This is a genomic window from Marinobacterium aestuarii (assembly GCF_001651805.1).
GTDB lineage: Bacteria > Pseudomonadota > Gammaproteobacteria > Pseudomonadales > Balneatricaceae > Marinobacterium_A > Marinobacterium_A aestuarii.
In genome coordinates, this window is sequence record NZ_CP015839.1 from 3495182 (window position 1) to 3521985 (window position 26804).

The 26804-nt window shown below is 60.4% G+C and carries 30 protein-coding genes; 11 read left to right on the plus strand and 19 right to left on the minus strand.

The annotated features are described in order from the left end of the window. Window positions 1-90: 90 nt before the first annotated feature. Both A8C75_RS15260 and A8C75_RS15265 read left to right on the plus strand, forming a co-directional pair. Window positions 91-834, plus strand: coding sequence for a tRNA1(Val) (adenine(37)-N6)-methyltransferase (locus A8C75_RS15260; protein ID WP_067384218.1), 744 nt, complete (start codon window positions 91-93; stop codon window positions 832-834). A 164-nt stretch (window positions 835-998) separates the two neighbouring features. After that, window positions 999-1484 carry an Lrp/AsnC family transcriptional regulator gene (locus A8C75_RS15265; RefSeq protein WP_067384221.1) on the plus strand — a complete coding sequence of 162 codons (486 nt, stop codon included), beginning with the start codon at window positions 999-1001 and terminating at the stop codon, window positions 1482-1484. Between the two features lie 64 nt (window positions 1485-1548). On the opposite strand, the gene A8C75_RS15270 is transcribed toward A8C75_RS15265, so the two are convergent. Next, window positions 1549-1938, minus strand: coding sequence for a DUF3461 family protein (locus A8C75_RS15270; protein WP_067384224.1), 390 nt, complete (start codon window positions 1936-1938; stop codon window positions 1549-1551). Between the two features lie 350 nt (window positions 1939-2288). Between A8C75_RS15270 and A8C75_RS15275 the strand changes: the two genes are divergently transcribed. Further along, window positions 2289-2693, plus strand: a complete 405-nt coding sequence (locus tag A8C75_RS15275) for a hypothetical protein (RefSeq protein ID WP_067384227.1) — start codon at window positions 2289-2291, stop codon at window positions 2691-2693. Between the two features lie 17 nt (window positions 2694-2710). Here the strand turns inward: A8C75_RS15275 and A8C75_RS15280 are convergent, their stop codons facing one another. Beyond that, window positions 2711-3271, minus strand: coding sequence for a DUF1285 domain-containing protein (locus tag A8C75_RS15280; protein WP_067384230.1), 561 nt, complete (start codon window positions 3269-3271; stop codon window positions 2711-2713). A 171-nt stretch (window positions 3272-3442) separates the two neighbouring features. Here A8C75_RS15280 and A8C75_RS15285 point away from each other — a divergent pair, with 171 nt between their 5' ends. Beyond that, entirely contained in the window at window positions 3443-4396 is a 954-nt protein-coding gene (locus A8C75_RS15285; protein WP_067384233.1) for a methylenetetrahydrofolate reductase, read from the plus strand. 4 nt (window positions 4397-4400) lie between these two features. On the opposite strand, the gene A8C75_RS15290 is transcribed toward A8C75_RS15285, so the two are convergent. The 3 genes from A8C75_RS15290 to A8C75_RS15300 form a co-directional block, all read right to left on the minus strand. Beyond that, window positions 4401-5126, minus strand: a complete 726-nt coding sequence (locus tag A8C75_RS15290; RefSeq protein ID WP_067384236.1) for an aspartyl protease family protein — start codon at window positions 5124-5126, stop codon at window positions 4401-4403. A gap of 88 nt (window positions 5127-5214) precedes the next feature. Continuing rightward, window positions 5215-5589 carry a translation initiation factor Sui1 gene (locus tag A8C75_RS15295; RefSeq protein ID WP_067384239.1) on the minus strand — a complete coding sequence of 125 codons (375 nt, stop codon included), beginning with the start codon at window positions 5587-5589 and terminating at the stop codon, window positions 5215-5217. A gap of 13 nt (window positions 5590-5602) precedes the next feature. After that, on the minus strand, window positions 5603-6925 hold the full coding sequence (locus tag A8C75_RS15300) for a deoxyguanosinetriphosphate triphosphohydrolase (RefSeq protein ID WP_067384242.1): 1323 nt from the start codon (window positions 6923-6925) through the stop codon (window positions 5603-5605). 383 nt (window positions 6926-7308) lie between these two features. Between A8C75_RS15300 and bufB the strand changes: the two genes are divergently transcribed. Next, a complete protein-coding gene (bufB, locus tag A8C75_RS15305) occupies window positions 7309-8157 on the plus strand; it encodes an MNIO family bufferin maturase (protein WP_067384245.1) in 849 nt (282 codons plus the stop codon). Further along, window positions 8157-8948, plus strand: coding sequence for an HvfC/BufC family peptide modification chaperone (locus A8C75_RS15310; RefSeq protein WP_067384248.1), 792 nt, complete (start codon window positions 8157-8159; stop codon window positions 8946-8948). The genes bufB and A8C75_RS15310 overlap by 1 nt, the downstream gene beginning before the upstream one ends. Window positions 8949-8950: 2 nt before the next feature. Here the strand turns inward: A8C75_RS15310 and A8C75_RS15315 are convergent, their stop codons facing one another. Genes A8C75_RS15315 through A8C75_RS15330 form a run of 4 tightly spaced genes read right to left on the minus strand, consistent with a single transcriptional unit; the run spans window position 8951 to window position 12499 of the window. Further along, on the minus strand, window positions 8951-10327 hold the full coding sequence (locus A8C75_RS15315; protein WP_067384252.1) for a cryptochrome/photolyase family protein: 1377 nt from the start codon (window positions 10325-10327) through the stop codon (window positions 8951-8953). Then, a complete protein-coding gene (locus A8C75_RS15320) occupies window positions 10324-11295 on the minus strand; it encodes a YbgA family protein (RefSeq protein ID WP_067384255.1) in 972 nt (323 codons plus the stop codon). Before A8C75_RS15320 ends, A8C75_RS15315 begins: the two co-directional genes overlap by 4 nt. A gap of 20 nt (window positions 11296-11315) precedes the next feature. After that, window positions 11316-11969 carry a ChrR family anti-sigma-E factor gene (locus A8C75_RS15325; protein ID WP_067384258.1) on the minus strand — a complete coding sequence of 218 codons (654 nt, stop codon included), beginning with the start codon at window positions 11967-11969 and terminating at the stop codon, window positions 11316-11318. Then, entirely contained in the window at window positions 11966-12499 is a 534-nt protein-coding gene (locus A8C75_RS15330; RefSeq protein ID WP_084784101.1) for a sigma-70 family RNA polymerase sigma factor, read from the minus strand. Before A8C75_RS15330 ends, A8C75_RS15325 begins: the two co-directional genes overlap by 4 nt. A 195-nt stretch (window positions 12500-12694) precedes the next feature. On the opposite strand from A8C75_RS15330, the gene A8C75_RS15335 reads away from it, so the two are divergent. The 4 genes from A8C75_RS15335 to A8C75_RS15350 are packed head-to-tail and all read left to right on the plus strand — an operon-like array spanning window position 12695 to window position 17514. Beyond that, entirely contained in the window at window positions 12695-14050 is a 1356-nt protein-coding gene (locus A8C75_RS15335) for an NAD(P)/FAD-dependent oxidoreductase (RefSeq protein WP_067384261.1), read from the plus strand. After that, entirely contained in the window at window positions 14047-14889 is an 843-nt protein-coding gene (locus A8C75_RS15340; protein ID WP_067384264.1) for a DUF1365 domain-containing protein, read from the plus strand. The genes A8C75_RS15335 and A8C75_RS15340 overlap by 4 nt, the downstream gene beginning before the upstream one ends. After that, window positions 14876-16144 carry an SAM-dependent methyltransferase gene (locus A8C75_RS15345; RefSeq protein ID WP_067384267.1) on the plus strand — a complete coding sequence of 423 codons (1269 nt, stop codon included), beginning with the start codon at window positions 14876-14878 and terminating at the stop codon, window positions 16142-16144. Before A8C75_RS15340 ends, A8C75_RS15345 begins: the two co-directional genes overlap by 14 nt. Further along, window positions 16141-17514 (plus strand): MFS transporter, encoded by a 1374-nt coding sequence (locus tag A8C75_RS15350; RefSeq protein WP_067384270.1) that lies wholly within the window; start codon window positions 16141-16143, stop codon window positions 17512-17514. The genes A8C75_RS15345 and A8C75_RS15350 overlap by 4 nt, the downstream gene beginning before the upstream one ends. A 66-nt stretch (window positions 17515-17580) precedes the next feature. On the opposite strand, the gene A8C75_RS15355 is transcribed toward A8C75_RS15350, so the two are convergent. From A8C75_RS15355 to A8C75_RS15365, 3 genes are read right to left on the minus strand one after another with little or no spacing between them, the layout of a single operon-like run. Next, complete coding sequence (locus tag A8C75_RS15355; RefSeq protein WP_157890303.1) at window positions 17581-18018, minus strand: nuclear transport factor 2 family protein; 438 nt, start codon at window positions 18016-18018, stop codon at window positions 17581-17583. After that, on the minus strand, window positions 18015-18782 hold the full coding sequence (locus A8C75_RS15360) for an SDR family NAD(P)-dependent oxidoreductase (RefSeq protein WP_067384287.1): 768 nt from the start codon (window positions 18780-18782) through the stop codon (window positions 18015-18017). The genes A8C75_RS15355 and A8C75_RS15360 overlap by 4 nt, the downstream gene beginning before the upstream one ends. Continuing rightward, window positions 18749-19489 (minus strand): DUF6134 family protein, encoded by a 741-nt coding sequence (locus tag A8C75_RS15365; protein WP_227819941.1) that lies wholly within the window; start codon window positions 19487-19489, stop codon window positions 18749-18751. The genes A8C75_RS15360 and A8C75_RS15365 overlap by 34 nt, the downstream gene beginning before the upstream one ends. Window positions 19490-19740: 251 nt before the next feature. Between A8C75_RS15365 and A8C75_RS15370 the strand changes: the two genes are divergently transcribed. Beyond that, window positions 19741-20355: a peptidylprolyl isomerase gene (locus tag A8C75_RS15370; protein ID WP_067384293.1), complete on the plus strand. Its 615-nt coding sequence runs from the start codon at window positions 19741-19743 to the stop codon at window positions 20353-20355. Window positions 20356-20375: 20 nt separating this feature from the next. Here the strand turns inward: A8C75_RS15370 and A8C75_RS15375 are convergent, their stop codons facing one another. The 7 genes from A8C75_RS15375 to A8C75_RS15405 form a co-directional block, all read right to left on the minus strand. Next, complete coding sequence (locus A8C75_RS15375; protein ID WP_067384296.1) at window positions 20376-22616, minus strand: heavy metal translocating P-type ATPase; 2241 nt, start codon at window positions 22614-22616, stop codon at window positions 20376-20378. A gap of 5 nt (window positions 22617-22621) precedes the next feature. Then, window positions 22622-22831, minus strand: a complete 210-nt coding sequence (locus tag A8C75_RS15380) for a heavy-metal-associated domain-containing protein (RefSeq protein WP_067384299.1) — start codon at window positions 22829-22831, stop codon at window positions 22622-22624. 255 nt (window positions 22832-23086) lie between these two features. Continuing rightward, a complete protein-coding gene (locus A8C75_RS15385; RefSeq protein WP_227819942.1) occupies window positions 23087-23542 on the minus strand; it encodes a YiiD C-terminal domain-containing protein in 456 nt (151 codons plus the stop codon). Window position 23543: 1 nt separating this feature from the next. Next, window positions 23544-24104: a nitroreductase family protein gene (locus A8C75_RS15390; protein ID WP_067384312.1), complete on the minus strand. Its 561-nt coding sequence runs from the start codon at window positions 24102-24104 to the stop codon at window positions 23544-23546. A gap of 33 nt (window positions 24105-24137) precedes the next feature. Then, the gene (gene queF, locus A8C75_RS15395; RefSeq protein ID WP_067384315.1) at window positions 24138-24965 is read right to left on the minus strand and encodes an NADPH-dependent 7-cyano-7-deazaguanine reductase QueF; all 828 of its coding nucleotides are present in this window, start codon (window positions 24963-24965) and stop codon (window positions 24138-24140) included. Beyond that, window positions 24962-25735 carry an ABC transporter permease gene (locus tag A8C75_RS15400; RefSeq protein ID WP_067285839.1) on the minus strand — a complete coding sequence of 258 codons (774 nt, stop codon included), beginning with the start codon at window positions 25733-25735 and terminating at the stop codon, window positions 24962-24964. The genes queF and A8C75_RS15400 overlap by 4 nt, the downstream gene beginning before the upstream one ends. 94 nt (window positions 25736-25829) lie before the next feature. Beyond that, entirely contained in the window at window positions 25830-26765 is a 936-nt protein-coding gene (locus A8C75_RS15405; protein WP_067384318.1) for an ABC transporter ATP-binding protein, read from the minus strand. Window positions 26766-26804 lie beyond the last annotated feature (39 nt).

The window sequence follows — 26804 nt, forward strand, 5'->3', positions numbered from 1 at the left end:
TCGTCGGCACTATTCAAGCCAGCGCCTGCCCAGCAGCCCGCGAATGAATTATCATGCCCGCTCCCCCGGCAGAACCCCCACAGGACACCCATGGCCCGCCGTCGCAACAGCTATTTTCAGTGCCGTGAATTTCGTATTGAACAGGCCAACTGCGCCATGAAGGTCACGACAGACGCCAGCCTGCTGGGCGCCTGGGCACCGCTGGAACGGGCGCGGCGGCTGCTGGATATTGGCACAGGGACCGGCCTGCTTGCCCTCTTCGCCGCCCAGCGTTGCCAGGCACAGATCCATGCCATCGAACTGGACCCCGCGGCCGCGCAGGAGGCACGCGTTAACTTCGCAGCCTCCCCCTGGTCCGATCGGCTGCACCTGAGGGAAGCGGACATCCGCAGCCTGCCCGCGAGCCAGGACTACGATGCCATCCTCTGCAATCCGCCCTTTTTCAGCGACTCCACCCGCAACAGTTGTGAGCGCCTGGCCCAGGCTCGCCACAATGACGCTCTGCCACTGGCCGACCTGATACAGGCCATCGACGGCTTGCTGAGCAAGGATGGCCGCGCCTGGCTCCTGCTGCCCCTGCCCGAATGCGAGCTGCTGATAGCGGCACTGCCTGCAACGCAGCTCCACCCAAGACACAGGCTCTGGGTCAGTTCCTGCACGGGAGACAGCCCGCACCGGGTGATACTGCAGCTGGAAAAACAGCCAGGCCCCTGCACCGCGCAGCAACTAACCCTCTATACCGAACATCCGCTGCACAGCCCTGAGGCGGCCAGGCTGTTCGAACCCTATTACACCCACTTGCGGCGTGCGGATGCTGGCGACCAGAACAAATAAAAACCAATTAAAAGCATATTAATAATAAATACGTGCATTAAATTAGAAAAAGCTGCACTCTTTTGCCCTCACGCAACTCTATAATGACACACAACACTCAATACCGAGCGCGCCTTGCGTCAGCAACGACAGCGAGACCCAGCACCGCTGCCCCCGGAGACAGCATGTCAGTACACAAGTTGGATCGCACCGATCGCAGAATTCTCGAACTGCTGCAGCAGGATGCACGTCTGTCGGTGGCCGACATTGCCGAGCAGGTCGGCCTGTCGGCGACGCCCTGCAGCCGACGCATCAAGCGCCTGGAAGACAGCGGCTATGTGGCGCGTCAGGTCGTTATTCTGGACCCGGCCAAAATTGGCCTGCCCATGACGGTGCTGGTGCATATATCGCTGGAAGCCCAGACACAGGAAAAACTGCGCAGTTTTGAAGCCACCGTCAGCGAACTGGCGGAAGTGATGGAGTGCTACCTAATTACCGGCAGCACGGCGGACTATGTTCTCAAGGTGGTGGTACCGGACCTGGATCACTATCAGCAATTGCTGCTGAATGAACTGACTGCGATTGCCGGTGTGCGGTCGATCATTTCGAATTTCGTGCTGCGCCAGCCCGTGGATCGTACGGCCTATTCACTCGATCACCTCGCCCGATAGCAGCAGGACGTCACGCGCCCAAGTGGCGGATGGCGGGCAACGGCCTGCTGGGCAACGCGAAAAATCAGAGTTCGTCGATCTGGCGTTTCAGGTCTTCAATCTTGCGGGCAACAACCTTTTCAAGGTGATCCAGCTCTTCGAGCAGCAATTCCTTGCGGTCCAGTGAACTCTTTTCCTGGGCCACCAGCTGATCCAGCTCGGCAACGGCGCGCAGGTAGTAGGGCGAGGATTCGGTTGTAGCACGGTAAGGTACCAGGCCGTCGCTGACCTTTACGTTCTTGTGCAGACGCTTGAATTTGAATTTCTTGCTCTTGGCAAACCACTCACCCTGATGGCGGTGGAAGTAGAGTTTCAGAATATCCACATCACCCTCTATGCGGGTGCTGTAACGCTCGATATCCTGAAAGTCTTCAACGCCCATGGCCGTCAAGGTCTCAAACTTCTTCGCGCGCATACTGTCCGAGGCTCCCGATCAGGCCCATGTAAAGTTGCCACCAGTATAATCCTTTTGAGCCACGGATTGCGCTCTTCCTGCAGCCCTTTGCATGGCGTTTTTCGCACCAAGCAGCAGTGCCGATATTGTCTATACTTTGCTCAGCTAGGCAGGGACATTTCGCTCCAGTACGCAACTGATTATCCAATGCAGTTTCCCGGCTGCTTCTAGCCCGGTGCACTTGCGCCGACAGCGTTCTCAAAGTGTTACATCAAAAACACAGGATGTTCGATGCGAACACGACCGGGACTGCGCGCGTCCCTAGACCGCCGGGTATTCCGACTTACTCAATTCGTTGACAGGGCCTTTACATGGACTGCAAAACTTCCGGACTCACCGCCACCACTATTCTGCGCACCCTGGATACCCATCCCGGCGCCGAATGGGTAAACATTCCCTATCGCTGCCCGTTCAACAACACCCATTCCAGCCTGCCGTTGATCTCCGATCGCATGGCTGAGCGCATCCGCTTTAACCTCCCCTTTGCCGCCAGCACCCTTGAAATTCGTGCTCTGGCGGCGCTCTGTGGCGGCAAACTGTATCAGGACGATTTGGTGATGCTGCTCGGCGGAGACGAAGACGACAGCGAAGAGGCCATTGAAGCCCTGCATCAGCGTGGCCTCATTGCTCTTTGTGAAACCCATCATGTGCGCCACTGGCTGCTAGCCATCCCGGCGTTCGAGCAACAACTGAGACGCGAACTGGACAGCGCTTGATGGTTGGCAGCCTCCTGCTACAGCCGGCCCAGGGAAAAACGCTCACCACAGCTGTACACCACCAACTCTTCACCCCCATCGGCGGCGGACTCTGTCGCCGCCATCTCGACCAGCTGATAAAACAGATTACGTCCGACGCGGCCCCACATACCAAAACGTACTTCCAGCTCTGGCGCCGGTTCATCGCTGCCGGGCCACGACAGCACACGCAACGGGTGAGCGGGGCCCGCCACAATCTGATCTCCCGTTTTGCTAGTGAAGTGAAGTTCAGGGCCTGCGTCGGTATGAACCTGCTCAAGACTCACGAACTGGAACGGCAGGTCATCCACCTGAATGCCCACTTTTTCGACTGGCGTTTTCAGGAAATAACGCCCTTCTTCCTGCCAGAGTACGCGGGAAAACAGCCGCACCATAGGCGCCCGACCAATGGGGGTACCCATGTAATACCAGGTGCCATCGCGGCCGATACGCATGTCGATGTCGCCGCAGAAGTCAGGATTCCAGCGTTCCAGCGGACCGATACCGTCACCCTGTTGCTGCAGCGCCCGATGGGCTTCATTGAGGTCAAATCCAGTCATGGCAGGGGCTCCCGGCGTTTTAAAGTGCCTACAAAAAGGGCTAATAGGACTGCAGATTAATATCATTCAACATCAGTGTAAAAGATTTCACCTTATAACCTAATTACATGAAATTCACTCACTGTTAGACTTATCCGCACTTAATTGACAGAACATACGGCCCAACGCGCTATGAGCATATCCTTACAACAGAAGTTCTCCGATCCCAGCCGAGGCGTCTATTTCGTCGGAACCACGCCGCCACGGGACAATACGGAGCCTGAGAAAGTGACGGATATCGCCGACAAGCTGCTCGCCCGTCTGCGCCAGATCGATTACGACGGCCTGATTGTCTATGACATTCAGGATGAAAGCAGCCGCACCAGCAAGCCGCGCCCGTTCCCCTATATGCAGACCCTGGACCCGCGCGAATACTCAAGCCTGCTGCGCACGCGCTCCAACCACGCCATCATCACCTACAAGAGCGTCGCCCAGCGCGATCGCGCCGATTTCGAGCGCTGGCTCGAAGAGTCCCGCAACCAGTACGACGTGCAGGACATGGTACTGGTTGGCAGCCCCTCATCGGACGGTGACATTCAGCTGTCCCTGCCCAAGGCCTATGAAGCGCTGCAACAGCATCCGCTGGACTTTCACCTGGGCGGCGTCACCATCGCCGAGCGCCACGCCAGCAAGGGCAACGAACACCTGCGACTGCTGGCCAAGACTGAACAGGGCTGCCAGTTCTTTATCTCCCAGGCGGTTTACAACGCCCAGGCGACGATCGACCTGCTCAGCAGCTATGCCCGCGAATGCCGCAGCCGCGGTGTGGCTCCGCAACGCATTATCCTGACCTTCACGCCCTGCGGCAGCGCCAAGACGCTGGAGTTTATGCAATGGCTGGGCATTTCGGTGCCCGATGCAACCCGCTGGCGCATTCTGGATGCCACCAACCCCCTGGCCGAGTCCATCCGGGTGTGTCGCAGTAACCTGGACCAGATTCTGGACTCCGTGGCGGACCTTGGCATTCCGCTGGGGCTGAACATCGAAAGCCTGACCAACCGCAAGGACGAGATCGATGCGTCCATCCGTCTGTTCAAGCTGCTGAAGGCCACGCTGGACCTGAAACTGGCCGAACAGCAGCTCTGAGAAGTTACTGCTGCGGCGTCGGGGTCGCGCTACTGGCGGCGGCCTCGCTGTCGAGCCGCTGCAGCAGCGTCTGCAGTTCCTGATAACGTTCAGGTTCCCACAGGATGAGCTGGCGCTCATAGTCGATGCGATAGCGCACACTCATCAGAAAATCCATGCCCAGCAAGCCATCCGACCCAACCGCCGGGCCCTGGTGCTCAATCACCATGGCGCGCACATTGGTCGGCCTATAGGGGCCGATCTCAATGCGGTCAAAGCTCACCAGTTCCGTATTGATACTGCCACCGCCCGCCACTCGCGCCTGACCGCCGGGCTGGGTGGCATAGTTCAGCCCCGCCAGCGCACTCTTGTGAAACACCGTATTGGTAGCGCCGGTATCCAGCACCATCTCGGTTTTGGCCTTGCGCCCGCCATAGACCACCGTCACCGGCACCACCACACGGTTGCTGCCGACCTTGACCGGTGTTTCACTCTCGCGCAGCAACTTCTCCAGCGTGCTGCGCTGACGGCCAATATCCGCATCCCGTTGCCGCTCGGCCCGGGCTGCGGACTGCTCTGGCGCCTCCTCAGGACTCGGCACCGCCTGGCGACGTGTTTCCACCTGATCACGAAACTGTTGCGGCACCCTGGAAAGGCTGTCGACAAAGACCTGGCGCCCGCGCTCATCCACATACTTGTAGATTTCGGCCTGCACCGCAGCCGACAGCAGGGCCCCAAGCATCAGCGCCATGCCTATAAGACCAGCCCTAACCTCCGCCTGCCTTTTACTGTAAACCTGCATAGTTCACCCTCCAGGCGTTAGGTGTTGGCTCCGCCGCCTAGCCGCCGGCCAGCTTGACCTTAAAGCCATCCTGTTCCAGCGCCAGCTTGAGGCGTTCGCGATGATCGCCCTGAATTTCGATAACACCGTCCTTGCAGGCGCCGCCCGTGCCGCAGAGCTTTTTCAGCTTTTTGCCCAGCTGCCGGAGTTCAGCCTCGGCCAGCGGCACGCCTGTTACCGTGGTCACACCCTTGCCCTTGCGGCCCGAGGTTTCCCGGCGAATGCGCACTACGCCATCCAGGGCGGCCAGACGCTGGGCGTCTTCCAGCTCTGCGCAGATACAGTCAGCGACCGCTTTGCGGCAGCCAGGGCAGCTATCGCCATGTTCGGTTGAATATACCAGTCCGCTAAGCTGGTCGCGCAGTGAAGCCATGAACAGATCCCCTTTATGGATTCAGGCCGCCCACCTGACGGGCGAGATAAGTGGCGTAATTGTCCGTCATCCCGCCGATGAAATCGAGCGCACGGCGGTAGGCATCGTAGAGCGGCAACTGCGGCAAGGGCGCATGAATCCCCATCAGGCTGATGATCTTCTCGCTACGATAGCCCAGTCCACTGGCACCCTTTAAGTGCTGATCATGCACCGCCCGGCAGAAGGCTTCGAGCAGCACACCCAGGCTGCCGTAGGCACCCACCTCAAGTTCCGTCTTGCGGGTGTCGGGAAAGACCCGGGTTTTCGCCAGCTGCTTGGCGCGCTGCAGACCCTCGCGCACGCCGGCATCGCCATCGGCCAGCAACTCGCCGCGGTAGTCTCCGGCCATGATGGCGGCATAGTTGCGACTAAAGGCGCTCAACGCCGAGTCGATCATGTTTTCCATCGCCGTACCGCGCAGCGCCGAGATCTTGCGCCGCGCCGATGCCTGGGTCGCAAACAGGCTATCGTCGTATTCAAGCTCCCCGCACAGTTGCAGCAGAATCGGCTTGACCTCGTCAAAACTGAGAATGTTCAGCTCGATAGCATCCTCCAGATCGAGAATGGCGTAGCAGATATCATCCGCCGCCTCCATCAGCCAGGTCAGCGGGTGGCGACTCCACCAGTGTTCCCCCAGAGGTATAAGCCCCAGCGACTGCCCCAGTTTGTCGAGGATCACCCGCTCGCTCTGAAAGCTGCTGAACTTGCCCTTGGCCGTGGCACGTTCCACCGTCCAGGGATATTTCAGCAGTGTCCCCAGGGTCGGGTAGGTCAAGCGCAGGCCACCATCCAGCAGGTGATTCTCGATCCGCGTAACCACTCGAAAGCCCTGGGCATTGCCCTCGAAGGTTTCCAGATCGGCGCGTTCGGCCGGGGCCAGCGACTGGGTCAGATCACGGCTGGTCTGACTGCGGAACCAGTCCCGGATGGCATATTCGCCAGCGTGCCCGAAGGGGGGATTACCGATATCGTGGGCCAGACAGGCAGACTGCACTATGGTGCCCAGATCATGGGGACTGATCCAGGCCGGCAGTTGATCCGCGATCAGCTCGCCAACACGAATTCCCAGAGTGCGCCCCACGCTGCCGACTTCAATGGAGTGCGTCAGGCGAGTATGAATATGGTCGTTCAGCGCCAGCGGATGCACCTGTGTCTTGCGGCCCAGACGACGAAAGGCACTGCAGAAAACAATGCGGTCATTGTCCTTGTGAAAGTGACTGCGCCCGATCTCCTCTGGGCTTACCTGCTCATGACCATAACGCTGCGCGGTCAAGAGTCGGTCCCATTGCATTGTCATTACGCACGCCTCCAAAGATTCCATGGTTCGCTGTTCCCCGCTCCTTTCTTCCCCCGATAGCGCCGCGGCCCCAAGCCTGGATACAAGCGCGGCCGGCGGCACATCTATCGAGTATACCCCGGCGCCCAGGCCTGCGCGTCCTGCGTGGCCCGCCGACACATTCGAAAGCCTTGCACGGAACTTAATTCAAACAGCAGTTTCCAACAGCTGAACCTGAGATAAATCAGGCGTTCACCCGTCCCCCGGACGAATAACGGCCGTTACAGACCGGGTTTGCGGGCCGCGCGGCTCAGGATCGGCGTTCGAATGCAGCCCGCTAAAGCAGTCAGCAGGAGCCGCTACTTCCTCAGGGACGGGCACCACAGCGCAGGGACAACACCACTATGCGTGAGACTATCCACTGGAGTCTTGCCGGCACGGGAGTAGGCCTGAAAAGCTGCCATCTTGATGACATCATCAACGCAGGCGAGGATATTCGCTGGCTTGAAATCCTGCTGGACCACCACCTCGTCAAGGGTGGCGCGGCACTGCACAGCCTCGAACGCCTGCGCTGCAACTACCCGCTAACCCTGCACGGCGCCGGCCTCGCCCTGGGCTCCTGTGCGCCGCTGGACATGCACTACCTCAGCCGCATCAAGCAGATGGCCAATCACCTGGATGCCAGCTGGATATCCGACCATGTCTCCTTCGGCCCCCTGGGGCACTGCTTCAGCCATGAACTTCTGCCCCTGCCCTACACCGAGGAAGCACTGGATCATATCTGCACGCGCATCCGTCAGGTGCAGGAATTCCTCGGCCGGCGCATCCTGCTGGAAAATCCCGCCGGCTACCTGAGCTTTAGCCATTCCACCATCAGCGAAGGCGAGTTTCTGGCCGAAATGGCGCAACGGGCCGACTGCTACCTGCTGCTGGATATTAATAACTGCTATGTGACCCAGTACAACCTGGGGATTGATGCGCAGCAAACCCTGGCGCGGCTGCCGGCCAGCCGGGTACGTGAAATTCATCTGGCAGGCTTCGATGACCGGGATACCTATCTGCTGGATGGCCACAACAGCCCGGTGCATGAGCCGGTCTGGGCGCTGTATGAACAGGCCCAGCAGCTTTTTACCGCCACCCCGACCCTGATTGAATGGGAGCACGATATCCCATCGTTGCCCGTCATTCTGGCTGATGTCAGTCGCGCCCAGCAGATCATGCAGCAATGCATCCATGCTCGAAGGCAATACTGATGCGGCTCGCCGACCTGCAGGCGGCGCTGAGGGCTGAAATGGATGGCACACCCAATACCGAATTGCGCCAGCTCGTTACCAGTTCAAGCCTTGCGCCCGAGCAGTGCCTGCAGCTCTATCGGGACTTGCTGGCCCGTGCTCGTGCTCAGGCTCTGCAGCAACTTTACCCGGTCACCGCACGCCTGCTGGGGCCGCACCTCTTTGCTGTCCTGAGCCAGCAATATGGCCAGCATCTGGCCAACAGTGACAACAACGAGGACTTCGGCAGCGGCTTTGCACAGCGCCTGGAGCAGTACACACAACGGCAGGACAACCTGCAACATCTGCAGTTTCTGCCGGAGCTCGCCACACTGGAATGGACACTGCACCTTGCCTGGTGCGCCGGCGATGACCCGCCGCTGAATTTCGATTCCCTGGTGTATGTACCTGAGTCCGAGCAGTACCGGCTGCGCCTGGTACCCAGCCAGGCACTGCGGCTGCTACGCTGCAGCTGGCCGGTGCTGGAAATCTGGCACAGCTATCAGCACGGCAACAGCACCGAGCTGCACTTGAATCATCATCCGCAATGGCTGTGCGTGTATCGACAGCTAGACAGCCCTCGAGCGGAGCCTCTGAGCGATACACAGGCATGCCTGCTGAACGGCATCCTGCGTGGTGACACCCTGTACCAGTTAGGGCGCGCCGTGCCGGACATCAATCAGCACCTGAGCACGCTGATCTCCCGCCGCTGGATCACCCACTTCGCACTGCCGCCGGATATCACCACGGCGGGTGATTCCCTCAACCCGTAAGATCAACCCGCCGCCTTGTAACTGGCAAGCGCGGCTGCGCGTGCCTGCGGATAATCGATGATCGGTTTTAAGCCCCGCGCGGCACTGCTGCTCACCGGATCCTGGCGCTGACGCGCCGGCAGCGGTGAAAGCTCCGGCAGCCAGTGGCAGACGAACTCGTCCTGCGGGTCGAAACGCTGCGCCTGGCGCAGCGGGCTGAAAATACGAAAATAAGGCGCCGCATCCGCCCCCACAGACGCGCTCCACTGCCAGCCGCCAAGGTTAGAGGCAAAGTCACCGTCAATCAGCTGCTGCATGAAAAACTCAGCCCCCAGACGCCAGTCCACCCCCAGCAACTTGGTGAGAAAGGAGGCTGTCACCATGCGCAGGCGATTATGCATCCAGCCGGTGGTCAGCAGCTGGCGCATGGCGGCATCGACGATAGGAAAGCCGGTCTCGCCGCGGCACCAGGCGGCAAAGCGTTCGGGCCGCGCCTGCCACTGAATCCGCGCCTCCACCTCGGGCCTGAAAGGCGCCAGACGGTTAAGGTCGGTGAAAGCCACCAGCAGATGCCGATAAAACTCGCGCCAGATCAGCTCAGTCACCCACTGGCTTTCGAGCCAGCTTTCACCCAGGCGCCGCTGCGCCACGTTCAGACACTGGCGCACCGACAGCTGACCGGTATTCAGATAGGCCGACAGTGACGAGGTCGCCGCCAGCGCCGGAAAATCACGCTGCTCGCCATAGAGACCCAGATCTGTCTCAGCGAACCGGTACAGGCGCGCCGCAGCCTGCTCCTCGCCCGTGGGCCAGAGTTGCCGGTCATAAGGTTCGCCCAGCAACGGAATCGGATCACTGACAATATCCAGCGGCAGCTGGCGCAAAGGCGCCGGCAGGCACGCCAGATCACGCCGCAGCATCTCCCTGCGCCAGACACGGCTAAAGGGCGTAAACACCTTGAAAGGCTCAGCCTTGGCGCTCTGCACCGAGCCTGGTTCCAGCAGCAGATCGCCATGGCAGCCTTCACAGCGCAGCCCGGCACCACGCAGCACACGCTTGACCTCGCGATCACGGCGGCGCTCATTGAGCGGATACTCGTAATTGAAATAAAGCCCCTGTGCCTGTACCTCGCGGCACAGCTTGAGCAGGGCCTGGGGGCAGTCGCCGTAGTCATCGACCTTGAGTACCCGCAGCGCAATATTGCGTGCCGCCAGATCATCGGCCAGGGATTGCAGCGCATCGCGCCAGAAAGCGATCTTGCGCGGCGCATCGCCGTGGCGCTGCCACTGCACCGGTGTCAATACCACCACCGCCAGCAGGGGCTGACCCAGAGCCGCCGCCCCATGCAGCGCCTGATTGTCCGTCAGGCGCAGATCATTGCGAAACCAGATCAGGTTCATATGTAGTTACGCAGCCCCAGCTTGTAGGGGTGGGGATCCAGGTAGGATTGCTGCTTGATGTAATCAGAGCCGTAGCGCTTGAGATAATGGCGCAGCAGCGTGAGTGGCACCACCAGATGCACCTCGCCACGGTGATACTCGGCCACGCTGTCGAGGATCTCCTGCTTGCACTCAGCGTCTATGGCCTTTTTCAGGTAGCCAAACACGTGCATCAGCACATTAACCTGACTGTTGCGTGTGGCGCAGTGACTCATGTGCTCCATAAAGCCGTTGATATAGGTCTTCATGGCGACCTCGATGGGCTCGCTATGGGCTTGCGCCAGGTAACGCCCCAGAATGCGGTAGCCTTCATAGCTGTGCGCCATCAGCAGGTACTTGCTCTGGCTGTGGAATTGCAGCAGCGCATGGTAGCTTTGCTCTGTTTCCACCTGCTGTTTCCAGCGGTGCAGCGCGAACACCCGGGCAATGAAATTCTCCCGCAGCACAGGGTCATTCAGGCGTCCCTCTTCCTCGACCGGCAGCAAGGGGTTGGCCCGCATCAGCGCATCGATAAAAATACCGCGCCCGGCACCATTGGGCATGCCGTTGGGGTGATACACCTTGACCCTTTCCATGCCACAGCTGGGCGACCCCTTGATAACGATATAACCGCACATGTCCGGCAATGCCGCGGCGACCGAGCGGCCTTGCTCGGCCAGCGCCGCTGTTACATCCAGCGACGGATCCTTCGTGCCCAGGGCTTGTGGACGCGCAGCATCGCCCACCAGGCGAATGGGTTCTCGGGGCACCCCAAGGCCGACGGCAAGCTCCGGGCAAAAGGGCTTGAAGCTGAAACAATCAGACAGCACATCCAGGCAGTACAGCGAGCGCTTGTGGCCGCCGTTATAGCGCACCTTCTCGCCCATCAGGCAGGCGCTAATGCCAATGGGAATGCGCTGCGCTTGTGTATCGACTGCCACGTCACTCATGCCTGATCCCTCTTAAACTCTTAAAGCCCGATAAACGGCTGTACCAGCCGGCCCATTAACCCACTGAAGCGCAGGGGCGCATCCGTGGCGATCAGACAGATGCAGTCCTCGCCACTGTCACTGATCGGCTGATGTGAGATCTGCTCATCCAGATCGGCCACATCGCCGGCCTGAAAGCGCCCCAGTTCGTCACTGTAAGAACCGCGCAGTATCAAGGTCAGTTCATTGCCACGGTGGCTATGGTGCGGCACCGACAGGCCGGGCGCGATGCGCAGCAGGCGCGTGGCACCGGGGCCGCCGAGGCGCAAATCCAGCTGGCGCACACCCGGTACCAGGGTACGCCAGTCCAGTTCATCCAGCGGTTTTTTCAGGTACTGCGCCAGCGGCGCCGGTATGTCTGCGTCCAGCACAGCGGGCCGCGGCGTCCGCGCTTGCGGTACACCGGCATCGGTTTCCAGCAATGCCAGCACCTGATCCAGCGCATCCGGCGCCAGTGCAACCGGTGTCAGCTCCTCAAGCAGGGCGCCGCCCACCGCTTCCGCCTGGCGTACCCGCACCTGGCAATGAGCACAGCGATCAATATGACTGGCAACCAGCAGCGACATGCCTTCAGACAGCGAGCCCGCCGCATACACCAGCAGGGTCGCATCATCGAGATGGTGACGAATGTTCATGATGACTCCCCCCATACCTGTTTGAGTTTCTCGAATCCCAGGCGCAGCCGACTCTTGACGCTGCCCAGCGGTATCCCTATGGCCTGGGCAATTTCCGAATGGCTGCGCCCCTCGTAGTAAGACAGATACAACACCTGGGCCTGGGCCTCCGGCAGGGTGCGAATGGATTCGGCCATGCGCGTTGCCAGCACCGCATGCTCGCCGGCATGCTGCTCATCCGGGTCGGGCTCGTCCACATCCAGCTCATAAAACTGAATCTTCTCGCGGCGCAGGCGATCAATGCACAGGTTGCGCGCAAGCCTGAAAATCCAGGTACTGGCATTCGCCTTGGCCGGATCGAACATGTGGGCCTTGCGCCACACCGACAGCAGGGCTTCCTGCGCCAGCTCCTCGGCATTCGCAGGCGTCATGCCCAAACGGATGATGTAGGCTTTTACCCGCGGAGCAAAGTGCTCGAACAGCCGGCCATACTCGGCCTTGTCCCGCGACTGGCCGAGCGCCGCCAGGCAGGCACTCCACTCCTCTTTCACAGGGGGAGCCTGTTTGAATAAAGAGATGACTGCAGCCACATCGCCTCCGGACGTTTTTGATTGTTCATTGTCCTGCTATACGTAGATGCGGTGTGGATGGATCAGTGCAAAAAAGGACAGATAAAACCAACCGCCGCTGATCTGAATGTCTGGCCATCTTCGTACAGGGAGCTCAAAGATGCAAAGGAACAGGCCATGAACATTCAGGCGATACGCCCACTCAGGATCGCAGTCATAGGCTCGGGCATTTCGGGGCTGTCCAGCGCCTGGCTGCTCAGCCAGCAACACCAGGTCACGCTGTTCGAAAAGGATGACCGCCTGGGCGGTCACTCCAATACAATCGATGTGACCCAGGGTAGCAGCAGTGTTGCCGTGGATACCGGCTTTATCGTCTACAACCCGGTCAACTACCCCAACCTGGTGCGTTTTTTCGACACCCTGGGTGTTCAAAGCCGCGAAACCGAAATGTCCTTCGGAGTCTCGCTGGATGAAGGCCGGCTCGAATACAGCGGCACCGGTCTGCCTGGGTTGCTGGCGCAAAAACGCAACCTGGCGCGCCCCCGTTTCTGGTCCATGCTGCTGGACCTGTCACGCTTTTACCGCGAAGCGCCCCACTACTGCGACGACCCGGACACCGCCAGCCTGACCCTGGGCGAACTGCTGCAACGCGAGCGCTATGGCACTGCCTTTATCCAGGATCACTTGCTGCCCATGGGTGCCGCTATCTGGTCAACGCCGGTGGACCTGATGCTGCAATACCCGGCACTGGCCTTCCTGCGCTTTTGTCAGAACCATGGCCTGGTTCAGCTCAACGACCGCCCCCAGTGGCGCACCGTCAAGGGCGGCAGCCGCAGCTATGTAAGCAAGATCGAAGCCGGCCTGCGCCGACGCGGCGAGGTGCGCCTCAACAGCCATATCCGCCGTATTGTGCGCAGTGAAGGTAAAATCGTACTGGAATTCCTGCACGGTGAACGGGAAACCTTCGACCATGTCGTCCTGGCCTGCCATGCCAATCAGGCACTGCAACTACTGCACGCCCCCAGCACCCTGGAGCAGAAACTGCTGGGTGCATTCAGCTATCAGCGCAACCGCGCCGTGCTGCATTCAGACTCCAGCCTGATGCCCCGCAGCAAGGCCGCCTGGGCCAGCTGGAATTACCTGGCGGCACAGCAGCACAGCGGCCAGCGGGAAGTCTCCGTAAGCTACTGGATGAACCGGCTGCAGCATCTGCCGGATACCTTGCCGCTGTACGTGACGCTGAATCCGCTGCGCGAACCCGAGCCCGGCACCGTGCACCGCAGCTTCCTGTACGATCATCCCACCTTCTCGCTGGCCGCCCTGGACGCACAAAAACAGCTGTGGGATCTGCAGGGCCAGCAAAACACCTGGTTTTGCGGCGCCTACTTTGGTTACGGCTTCCATGAAGACGGCCTGCAGGCCGGTCTTGCCGTGGCGGAAGAGCTGGGCGGGCGTCCGCGCCCCTGGACACTGGATACGCCCAATCACCGTATCCACGTGAACCGAAAAGCCCGTCAGGGCATGCCTGCATGAGCCTGTCGGCACTCTATTTCGGCCATGTCTTGCATCACCGCCTGCTGCCGCGTGTGCACCGGTTTCGCTATGGCGTGATGGCGCTGCTGCTGGATCTGGACCAGCTTGACGTACTGCACCTGCGTTTGCGCCTGTTCTCCCACAACCGTTTTAACCTCTACGCCTTTTACGACCGCGATCACGGCGACGGCACAGCCACGGGCCTGAAAACGCAGATACAGCAGCTGCTCGCACACCAGGACATTCATCTGGGCGGCGGTAAAATCCTGCTGCTGTGCTACCCCCGCATTCTGGGCTTCGTGTTCAACCCGCTGAGTGTCTATTACTGCTACGACGCCCAGGCCAAGCTCAAGGCCATTCTGTACGAGGTCAGCAATACCTTTGGCGAACGCCACAGCTATCTGCTGCCAGTCAGCAACAGCGCCCAGCTTATGCACGAGGTCGACAAGTGCTTCTATGTATCGCCGTTCATGCCGCAGGACTGTCGCTACCGCTTCAGGATGCAGCCGCCCGACACGCGCATCGGTGTACATATCGAACAACGTCATGCCGATGCACTGACGTTTCGCGCCAGCTTCAGCGGTGCACGCCGTCCCCTGAGCGACCGCACCCTGCTGCAGGCCTGCCTGCGCTATCCGCTGATGACGCTGAAAGTTGTAGCAGGCATCCACTGGGAAGCCCTACGCCTGTGGTGCAAGGGCCTGCGCATTCAGCCCAAACCGGCGCCCCCCACCCATAGCCTGACGCGGGCCTGGGTGCCGGACAGCGCCGCGGCACAGACCACAGCCTTAAGCTTAAAAAAGCGTAATGAGGGAGAAAACGCCCATGAAACCCACTGAGTTTCGCCTTGCGACTGAACTGCCCCACCTGGCCGATTCCGTCAAGACCGGCTGGTTCAATCGGCTGTGCGTGCGCATTCTGGCACGCTGGCTGGCACGCATGGAGTTCGGCCATCTGGATCTGGTGCTGCCCGATGGTCAGTGGATTCGCGTTGGCAACCAGGACAACCCCCAGGTGCGGGCCGAGGTTCGCCTGCACAGCCTGCGCCCGCTGCGCCGACTGCTGCGCGGTGGCCAGATAGGCTGGGCCCAAGGCTACATGGCAGGCGAGTGGGACAGCCCGGACATCAGTGCCCTGATACTCTGGGCACTGGGCAACGAGGCCAACTTTGGCCGACTTGACCAGGGTTTTGCCCTGAGCGCCGGGCTGCACCGCCTGTCACACCTGACAAGGCGTAACAGCCGTCGTGGCAGCCGGCGCAACATCGCCTACCACTATGATCTGGGCAACGACTTCTATCGGCTCTGGCTCGACCCCGGCATGACCTATTCCTCGGCCCTCTTTGCCGACCCGCAGCAGAGCCTGGAGCAGGCGCAGCAAAACAAGTACCGGCGCATCTGTGATCTGCTCCAGCTTGAGCCCGGCCAGCAGGTGCTGGAAATTGGCTGCGGCTGGGGCGGCTTTGCCGAAACCGCCGCCAGGGACTATGGCAGCCAGGTCAGTGGAATTACCCTGTCCCAGGAGCAACTGGCCTGGTCCCGGGAACGCATCGCCAAACAAGGGCTGGAGTCACAGTGCAGCTTCTCCCTGACCGATTATCGCGACCTCGATACCCGGGTCGATCGCATCGCATCCATAGAGATGTTCGAAGCCGTGGGTGAGGAAAACTGGCCCGAGTATTTCACCCAGATAAAGCGCAGCCTCAAACCCGGCGGCCTGGCACTGCTGCAAATCATCAGTATTGAGGATGATCGCTTTGATGGCTACAGACGCAGTGCCGACTTTATTCAGCGCTACATTTTCCCCGGCGGCATGCTGCCAAGCCGTGCCCGCCTGCAGCAGGAGATCAGCCACGCCGGGCTCGAGCTGGTACAGCAGGAGCAGTTCGGTGAGGACTACGCCCTGACGCTGACGCTCTGGCGCGACGCCTTTTTGCAGCAGTGGCCACAGATTGAGGCGCAGGGATTCGATGAGCGTTTCAAACGCATGTGGCTCTATTATCTGGGTTACTGCGAAGGCGGCTTTCGCCACGGCGCCATTGATGTCGGCCTCTACCTGATTCGCGCAGAACAGGACGCTACTGCGGCCGCATGAACGCCCGCCCGCCACTGACACAGGCGACCCTCTGGCGCTACAGCGCCCTGGGGCTGCCGCAGGCCCTGCCCACGGTCGCGGTCTATGTACTGCTGCCAACCTGGTACGCCGAAGAGGTCGGCCTGAGCCTGGTTCAGATCGGGGTTATCCTGCTGCTGACACGGCTGTTCGATGTGATCACAGACCCGCTGGTCGGCATCTTCATGGACCGCCACCCCCGGGTGCGCCTGACCTCACTGACACTCACCGGCGGGTTGATCTGCGCCCCTGCGCTGCTGCTCCTGGTCAACCCCTTTGTGCACCAGCCCGCCGCCAGTCTGCTGTTCTCTCTGGTGCTGCTCTACGCCGGCTGGACGCTGATACAGATCCCCTATCTGGCCTGGCTGCCGCGGCTGCACCCCGACAGCCGGGAGCGCAACCGCGCCACCGCCTATCGTGAGGCTCTGGCCCTGTGCGGGCTGGTACTCTCAGCCGCCCTGCCCGTACTGCTGGGACTCGCAGGCCTTGGCCTGCAGCAATCCCTCAATGCCCTGGTGATACTCGCCATAGCGGCCGGGTTCGTCGCCCTGCAGGCGCTGCGTGGCCTGGCCCAGCCCCGGGTGCCAACCCAGGCTTTGCCTAAAGTACCGCTGAAAGCCTCACACAAAGCGAGGGCGGACAGCCTTTGTGCACGACAGCCATCACTGTTTCGCGACAATCGGCTGGCGCTGCGCCTGCTGCTGAGCTGGTTCATAAACGGCCTGGCCAATGGCTTTCCCGCCATTCTGTTTCCGCTCTTCGTCACCGCCTATCTGGACGCAAACAACCAGGCCCGGGCGCTCTATATACTGCTGTACTTTGCCGCCGCCATTCTGTCGCTGCCGCTGTGGCAGTATCTGACCCTAAAGGTCTCGCGGGCACGGCTCTGGTGTCTGGCCATGCTGGCCGCCATCCTCGCATTTGGGTGTGCCCCGCTGCTGTCTGCCGACACCGCGCTCTGGTTTATTCCTATTTGCCTGATTACCGGCACGGCACTGGGGGCCGATCTGACACTGCCCCATGTGATGCAGGCAGAAGTCTCGGACTGGGATCGCTATCGCTTTGGTGCCGAACGCAATGCCAGCCTGTTTGCCTGCTGGAACATGGCAACCAAGCTGGCGCTGGGACTCTCGGCGGGTTGCGCCTTCGTCTTGCTGGGCGCGGGCGGTTTCGACGCGGCTGCAAGCGGCGCCCAGCCGCTGTGGCTGCTGGCGCTGCTCTATGCCCTTGTACCCTGCACCTGCAAGGCCATTGCCATAGCCCTGCTATGGAATTTTCCGCTGAGTCAGCGACGCCATCAGGCCATACAAAGGCGCCTCGCCCGGCGCCAGGAGGGAGTTGAAGCTGCCTGAGGGTGTTATATGCAAGACATTATCGCCATGATCCGCACCTGCGTTAACGTCTGCCCGGCTTAAATGTCAGGCGCCCCTACCGCTGGCAGAGATGCGTTTTTTAATCAGCCGCAACAGGCGGCCAAGCAATGGCAGGCGTTCATACAAGGCGCCTGCATCCCAGTAATCGACATGGCTGGCAATACGCCCATCCGTGTCGAACACCAGGCGCGAGACCCCTTCCACCTGCCAGAGGCCCAGGCCCGGCAAACCGGCACTGAAGGTCCAGAGGATATAGCCGCTGTTATCGTCCACCGACCAGTGCTGCACGCTAAAGCGCGGCTGCGTGGCACGGCTGAACATGTCTTCAAGCACCTGCCTTACCCCCGCCACACCCCGCACATCATTAAAGGGATCCTGAAAACGCACTGATTCGCTGAGCAAGGGCTCTAGCTGCGCGATAGTGTCAGGGCTCAGCTGTTCGAACAGTGCCACGTATCGGGCGCAGGTCTGGGCAGGTGTCATAGACGCGTAATCCATCGGACAAGTGGAAAGTAAACAGAGTATGGCAACAGGCGCAACAGCTTGAGGCCGAACACAAAGCGCCAGGGAAAGGCGATCTCAAAATGCCGCTTCTCCAGGCCCTGGATAATGCGCCCGGCAGCATCCTCCGCTTCCAGCAGAAATGGCATCGGGAAGCTATTTTGATCGGTCAGGGGGGTGCGCACGAAACCCGGATTTATCAGACTCAGCGCTATGCCCGTGCCCTTGAGGTCCAGTTGCAGCGCTTCAGCGAAATTGATCAGCGCCGCCTTGCTGGCACCATAGGCACTGGCCGTCGGCAGGCCCCGATACCCCGCTACCGAGGCGGTAATCGCCAGCTGACCCGATCCGTGCCTGCGCATGCGCTCAAGCAGGGGTACGGCGATATTCACCACCCCCATGTAGTTCAGCCGCATAAGGGACTCAAACGCCGCCACCTCGAATGCCTCCAGCGCCAGGGCACGGTGGCTGCCGGCATTCAGTACCGCCAAAGTAACAGGGCCGCGCTCGGCTTCGATCTGCGCCAGAGTTGCGGCACAGGCGGCCGTGTCGGTGACATCCAGCGGATAGGGCCAGAGCTCGCCCGCAAGCCCCTGAGCCTGGTGCACCAGATTCTCGAGTGCTGCGACACCGCGGGCGCTGATGGCAACGGTGCAGCCCCTGCGAGCCAGCGCCAGCGCCAGGGCAGCGCCTATGCCGGTGGAGGCGCCTGTTATCCAGACAACGGACCAGTCAGTTTTTGACATACAGCATTCCTGCTCCAGAGAGGTTCAGTGGTGGCGGTCGACACCGCCGCAAGGTCGCGGGGGTACAGACGGATAACAGAGCCATCCCGTGCTGAAAATTCCAGCCCGCGCCACAGGCCCTCAGTGTCATACCAGACCCTTGTGTCGGCCAGGTCGCCACCCAGCAGATAACGATCAGCCTCGACCTCGCCGCCCGCCAGCGGGATGCTGTCACGGCCCTCAAGGGTCACATCAAGCGCACTGGTACCGCCGGTGAGGGTATTGAGCAGCTGTGACTCATGCAGCACCGCGACATTCCAGTGATTGCTCGGCAGCAGGTTGCGGGTCAGACGCAGCAGCCCCTGGGGGCCATCGACTTCAAGCCGGCCCGCCCTTGTATCGCCATCAATGCGCGACTGTTCGGCACCATCCTCAATCTGCACCCGCAGCGCATCAAGCCTGTCGGCCTGCCACCATTCGATGGCGCTGTAGCGATAGCGGTAGTCAAACCAGAGCGCAATGGGCAGCTGCAAATCCATCATGATATCCACCCGCAGGCGCTCCGACTCCCGGGAGAAGGCCACACAGTGCGTGCCTATGACAGCACCGTTACGCTTTACCTCAAATGCCAGCGACGCCGGCACCCCCGCTGTCTGGGTCATTGTCGCCTGCGCCTGGGCCGCTGCACCCAGCAGCATTAGCGCCAGTAACCAACCCGCTTTGTCCAACCACCGTACTGCACGCCCGTTCATAACCTGTTCCAACTGTAAGTCCGGTTGTGCATACGCAAAACAGGCGCCATCGGATTCATGCCCACCATTGTGCCGCGGCCTTATAAATAAGCGCCCTTGACGTTGCACTGCAGCACAGGCTTCAATACGGTTGCTTAGACAGCGGCGTGACACAAGCACCGCCCCCATAGACACATCGGGACCGCAGCCCCGCCCTTGCCGTCCCGGGCAACGGAAAGACAGCAACCATGAAACAGTTTTTGCGTAATACAGCCCTGTGCTGCAGCCTGATCGCCGGCCTCAGCGTGCTGCCGGTACAGGCAGGCCCCCTGGTACAGATGCAAACCAGCGCCGGTAATCTGGAAATCGAACTCTTTCAAGACCAGGCCCCAAAAACCGTGGCCAACTTTCTGCAATATGTCGAGGAAGGCTTCTACAACGGCTCCATCTTTCACCGCGTGATTCCAGGCTTCATGATCCAGGGCGGCGGTTTTACCGAAGACATGCAGAAAAAACAGACCCGCGCCCCCATCGAAAATGAGTCGAATAACGGTCTCAGCAATCTTGCCGGCACCCTCGCCATGGCCCGTACCAATGACCCGCACAGTGCCACCGCACAGTTTTTCATCAACAGCGTCGATAACCCAAGACTTGATGCCCGGGGTAGCCAGCACGGCTATGCGGTCTTTGGCCGGATCGTCAAGGGAATGGATGTGGTGAGCGATATCAGTGACACCCCCACCACTGTGCGCGCGTCACACCGCGATGTGCCCACGACACCGATCGTTATTCTGGGCATAAAACCCCTGCCCACAGAAACAGAAACAGAAACGCCCCGGCAACAGGATACCGGGGCGCAATAGGCTGAGCTTAAGCGAGACAGTTAGTACAGCTTGATCCAGCGTAGCCGGTTGGCGTTGCTGACCACGGTCACCGATGACAGCGCCATGGCGGCACCGGCGATTGCCGGATTGAGCAGCATGCCGGTAAAGGGGAACAGCAGCCCGGCGGCCACCGGAATGGCGACGCTGTTGTAAACAAAGGCGCCAAACAGGTTCTGCTTGATGTTGCGCACCGTGGCACGGGACACCGCTATGGCTTCCACCACCCCGGACAGCGCCCCGCTCATCAGCGTGACATCGGCGGTATCGATCGCAATGTCGGTACCTGTGCCTATGGCGTAGCCAATATCGGCCTGGGCCAGTGCCGGCGCATCATTGATGCCGTCACCCACCATGGCGACGATCTCGCCGGCCGCCTGCAACTCGCTGATCTTGGCCTGCTTTTGCTCCGGCCTGACACCTGCGAATACCTGGTCGATACCCACTTCCCGCCCCACGGCCTCGGCACTGCGCTGGTTGTCTCCCGACAGCATTACGACCCGCAGCCCCATGGCGCGCAGCTGGGCAATGGCCTCTGCCGACCCCGCCTTGACGGGATCCGCCACCGCAAACAGCGCCTGCGCCTGGCCATCCACCGCCATGAACACCAGGGAGCGAGCCTGGGCACTCCAGTGCTCGGCTTTTTCCTCCAGCGTGCTGTAATCAATGCCCAGCTGGGCCAGCCAGGCCGCATTGCCCAGCAGTATGTCATGCCCGTCGATGCGGGCCTGCACGCCCGCGCCGGAAACGGCTTCAAACGCCTCGGGCTCCATGCCCCGCGCCGCTGTGCCGGCCTGCTCGCTGGTATAGCGAGCCATGGCCTGTGCCAGCGGATGCTCGGAGCGCCGCTCTATCACATGGGCCCAGCGCAGCAGTTCATCGCGGCGCGACTCATCCAGCATGAGTACATCCGTCACCGCCGGGTGACCTTCGGTAATGGTGCCGGTCTTGTCCAGCACCAGGGTGGTGATATCCTGCGCCCGCTGCAGGGCTTCACCGTTGCGGATCAGGATGCCGCGCCCGGCGGCACGGCCGACGCCGACCATCACCGACATCGGCGTTGCCAGGCCCAGGGCACAGGGACAGGCGACAATCAGCACCGTCATCAGGGTTACCAGTGCATAGGTATAACGGGGCTCAGGACCGAACCACCACCACACCAGCCCGGTCACCAGCGCCAGCACAATCACCACCGGCACAAAGATCCCGGCGATGCGATCCGCCAGCCGGCCCAGCGCAGGCTTGCTGTTCTGCGCCTGACGCACGGTATCGACAATCTGCGCCAGTACCGTCTGGCGGCCGACATGGGTGACTTCCATCAGCAGGCTGCCATTGCCATTGAGGGTGCTGCCGACAAGAGTATCACCGGCGGCCTTGCTCACCGGTATGGGCTCGCCGGTCAGCATGGACTCGTCGATTCGGCTGCTGCCATCGACGACCTTGCCATCCACCGGAATGCGTTCACCCGGGAAGATCCGCACCTGGTCTCCCGGCACCAGCAGCGCCACCGGCACTTCGGTTTCCTCGCCATCACGCACACGCCGCGCGGTGCGGGGCTGCAGATCCAGCAGCTTGCGAATGGCATCCGAGGTTTGGCCACGGGCACGGGATTCCAGCGCCTGGCCCAGCAGGATAAAGCCCAGAATCATCACCGCGGCCTCGTAATACAGATGCCGCGCCTCGGCCACCAGCAGCTCGGGCGCAATAACCGCCACCATCAGCAATATGCTGGAATAAAGCCAGGCCGCCCCGGTACCCAGGGCAATCAGCGTGTCCATATTGAGATTGCGCTGTACGATGGAACGCCAGCCGCCACGGTAGATATTGCCGGCGCAGAACACCATCACCGCCAGCGTCAGTAGCCCCATGGCCAGGGCTTCAATACGCCCGGCCGTGGTGGTGATATCCGGCATCCAGCCCAGAAGGCCCGCCACCATCATGGCGCTGCCCAGCGCCAGCGCAATCAGACTGCGGTGCAGTACCTTGCGATAGTGCTGCTGCTCGGCCCTGCGCACCTGCTCCTGATCGTTTTCATCCTCAACCAGCATGGCGTCGTAACCCGCTGCGCGGATGGAGTCGATAATGCGGCCAGGCTCGATGTCAGCCTGCACCGTGGCACTGCGATCAGCAAAATTGATGGCGAAAGCCTGAATGCCCTCTTCAGACTGCAGCGCCTTGTCGATAGTCCGCACACAAGCCGCACAGGACACGCCCTGCAATGCGAACTGGTGAATGCTGCTCATGATTGCTATTCCTCCAGCCTGGCGTTGTAGCCCGCATCCTGGATCAGATCAATGATCGCCTCACTGCTGGCCGCGGTGCGCACGATAACGGTTTTGCTTGCCAGGTCGAACTCTGCCGAGGCGACTTCACCGGAGGCGGCAAAACGGGTTTCGATGGTTTTTACGCAACCCCCACAGGAAACGCCAACCAGATTAAAGTGATATTCGTGTGTCATGGGGAACCTCGCGTTATTAACAGTATGGATGACCTTCGAAGACATCATAAACCCTAAACCCAACTACAGAGTCAAGACTCAAGGCACACTTTTTAATAAACGCAGTCCAGCCAACAACACCACACTCAAAACGGCGAATTAATCTTGCAAGCGCTGAACAGAAAGACGGAGGAAGGTGCTTGAGCGGCAACAGGAAAACCAGCAAAAAACAGCGAGGAACAGGAATATATGAGCAGACAGGACGGGGCCTGCGGCCTAGCGCAGCAACGCTACATAGGCGCCGGTCATGCGCATGGCCACACGCTCACCCTGGCAGACTTCAATCGCCAGATCCAGCCGCGCCCGACCCCGCGATCTGAGCCTGTCAAGAAAAGCATCAATAGCGGGCGAATCCGGCAATTGTGTGCGGGCAATAAAGTCCGCATCCACCGGTAACAGGTACTTCAGCTGGCTGTCCGCGATCACCAGATCGCAGTCCAGCCCCTGCTCACTCAGCAGCAGTGTAATGAGTGACCAGCCACAGAGGGTCGCCAGTGTCGCCTGGGAGCCGCCAAAGCCGGTGCCCTTGTCGTTGACATTGGGCCCCAGTGCCGCCGGAATCACCAGCTGCTGCCCATCGTAATCAAACGACCCCAGCCCCATATGATTGAGCAGCGGTATCTGGCCCAGCAACCAGTGCTGAAAATCAGCAATGTCTGTCGGGCCCTTCATCTCAGGCGCCATCCCAGCGATGCACAAAATCTGCAGGCTCCAGCGCCTGGGTGGTGCGCTGGCGGCTCGGCGTACCCAGGTAGACATAGCCCACCAGGGATTCGTGCTCGGCCAGCCCCAAACCCTGCAACACCAGCGGATCATAGGCGGGGCTCCCGGTGCGCCACATGGCACCGACGCCCAAGGCATGGGCAGCCGTGACGATATTGTTGGCGGCGCAGCCCGCGGATATCAGCTGTTCAATCTGCGGCACCTTCGGGTGCTCGCGGGTGGCAGCAATGACCACCACCACCATGGGAGCACGGCACGGCGCCTTGAACAGCTTGTCGCCCCGCTCCGGTGCCAGTTGCGGATCTTGCGCCCTGGCGCCTGCCAGAAACAGCGCTCCCAGACGCTCCAGCCCTTCGCCTTCGATCACCAGGAAGCGCCAGGGCTGGATACCGCCGTGATCCGGTGCCCGCAGCGCGGCGCGAAACATCTGCTCCAGCTGCTCGGCAGTAGGGCCCGGCGCCTCAAGCAGCGGAATTGATACGCGGTTGATCAATGCATCCAGTGCATCCATGGAATAAGTTCTCCTAATAGGGGCGCGAAGGGGTTACTGCCGGTCCAGCCTAAGGTTGGGGGCTTCGCCCGGCTGGCTGCTACGATAGGGGTTGATATCCAGCCCGCCGCGGCGCACATAGCGGGCATACACACTGAGCGACTCGGGGCGACACTGCTGCCAGATATCCATAAAGATATTCTCGACGCACTGCTCGTGAAAATCTCCGTGTTCGCGGTACGACACCAGATAGCGCAGCAGGCCTTCGCGGTCGATCTGCGGGCCTGTGTAGCTCACCTGAATACTGGCCCAGTCTGGCTGGCCCGTGACCGGACAGTTGGACTTGAGCAGATGACTGTAGAGGCTCTCGGTAACTGCATTTTCGCCGGCACAGAGCAGCTCGGGCGCAGGCTGATAATGCTCGATCTCCACATCCAGCTCATCGATACAGCGGCCCTCGAAAGCGCCGATCGGCGCAGCGGCATCGGGTTCAATCAGTCGCACTCCAACTGCTGCGCCTGCCGCGGCGGACAAATCCCGCACCATCAGCGCAGCAACCTCGGCCTCGCTGTCAAAGCGGCTCAGGTTGAAGGAGTTCAGATAGAGCTTGAACGACTTGGATTCAATGATATGGCTGGAACTGGCGGGAATACGGAACTCCGCCAAACGCACCAGCGGTTTGCCCCGGCCATTGAGCCAGGACACCTCGTAGGCATTCCAGATGTCTTCGCCGGCAAACGGCAGGCTGGTCTGATCGATGCCCCGCTTTTGCCAGTTGAGATTGCGCGCGATCGGGTAGAGCTGACCGGCGTCGTAGGTATTCACATAGGCGGTGCCCTGCCCCAGCGGGGACTGGTACAAAACCTGATCTTCATGACTCAAGAGCGGATCCCCTTGCCTTTTTGCAACAGGTACAAAGAATAGCTGAACAGCACTGCGATCACCGCCAGCAGCATGCTGAAGGCAAAGACAATGTTGATGTCACTGACGCCCAGAATACCGTAGCGGAAGGTATTCACCATATACAGAATGGGGTTCAGCATCGACACGCCCTGCCAGAATTCCGGCAGCAGCTGAATCGAATAGAAGACGCCACCCAGGTAGGTCAGGGGTGTCAGTATAAAGGTCGGCACTATGGAAATATCATCGAAGGAATTGGCGTAGATCGCATTGATAAAGCCGCCCAGCGAAAACAGCACCGCGGTCATCAGCACGATACTGATGGTCACAAAGAGGTGATGCACCTGCAGGTCGGTAAAGAACAGCGACAGCAGGGTCACGATCAGGCCCACGCCGACCCCACGCGCAACGCCACCCACCACATAGCCACAGAGGATAATCCAGTTGGGAATGGGTGATACCAGCAATTCCTCGACATTGCGCTGGAACTTGGTGCCGTAGAAGGACGACACTACATTGCCATAGGAGTTCGTGATCACGGACATCATGATCAGGCCTGGCACTATGTATTCCATGTAATCGAAGCCGCCCATCTCACCAATGCGACTGCCGATCAGGTTGCCGAATATAATGAAATACAGCGTCATGGTGATGGCTGGCGGCAACAGCGTCTGCGGCCAGATACGCATGAATCGGCGTATTTCCTTGACGACTATCGTCCAGAAAGCAATTAATAGCTCCCGCGGTTTCATGCACTCTCCTGATTAAACGTGAATCGATTACTCGCCCTGGGCGTGCATTACTAACAGCGCCCCAAGTCTGCAGCGGCGGACATTTCAAAAGGGCTCAGGCGCTTTTCTCGTCCTTGAGATTTTTGTCCACCAGACTGACGAACAGCTCTTCCAGCCGGTTGGCCTTGTTGCGCATGCTTTGCACTTCAATGCGCTGCTGCGACAGCTCGGCGAAGAGCCCGCTCAGACCCTGATTTTTTTCCACATCCACCACCAGCGTATGATCGTCTTCAAGCCGTGCCTCATATCCGTTCAGTGCCGGCAGGCTGCCCTGGGGCGGGTCTATGTCCAGAATAAACGTCTCGGTATTGAGCTGCTGCAACAGCGCCTTGATACTGGTGTTCTTGACGATGCGGCCATGGTCGATAATCGCAATGTTGCGACACAGGCTCTCGGCTTCTTCCAGATAGTGGGTGGTCAGAATGATGGTGGTGCCGGCACGGTTAATGTCCTGCAGGAAGGCCCACATGGAACGACGCAGCTCTATATCCACACCCGCCGTGGGCTCATCCAGAATCAGCACCCTGGGCTCGTGTACCAGCGCCCTGGCAATCATCAGGCGGCGCTTCATGCCGCCGGAAAGCATGCGCGATACCTGATTGCGCTTGTCCCAGAGGCCGAGCTTTTTCAGATAGTACTCCGCCCGCTCCCGCGCAAGACGCGGCGCTATGCCGTAATACCCCGCCTGGGTGGTGACTATATCCATCACCTTCTCAAACTGGTTGAAATTGAACTCCTGCGGCACCACGCCAAGGCACATCTTGGCCTGGGCGTGGGCCTTGTCCAGACTGTGACCAAAGACCTCCACATCCCCCGAGCTCTTGTTGACCAGCGAGGATACGATGCCCAGGGTGGTGGACTTGCCGGCGCCATTAGGCCCCAGCAGCGCAAAGAAGTCGCCCTGCTGCACTTCCAGTGAGATGCCCTTGAGCGCCTCAAAGCCGTTGCCGTAGGTTTTACAAAGATTGCGTATCGATAGCGCAGCGGTCATGTATTCATCCTGTCTGTTCGGCCTGCGGGAGCCGCTGAT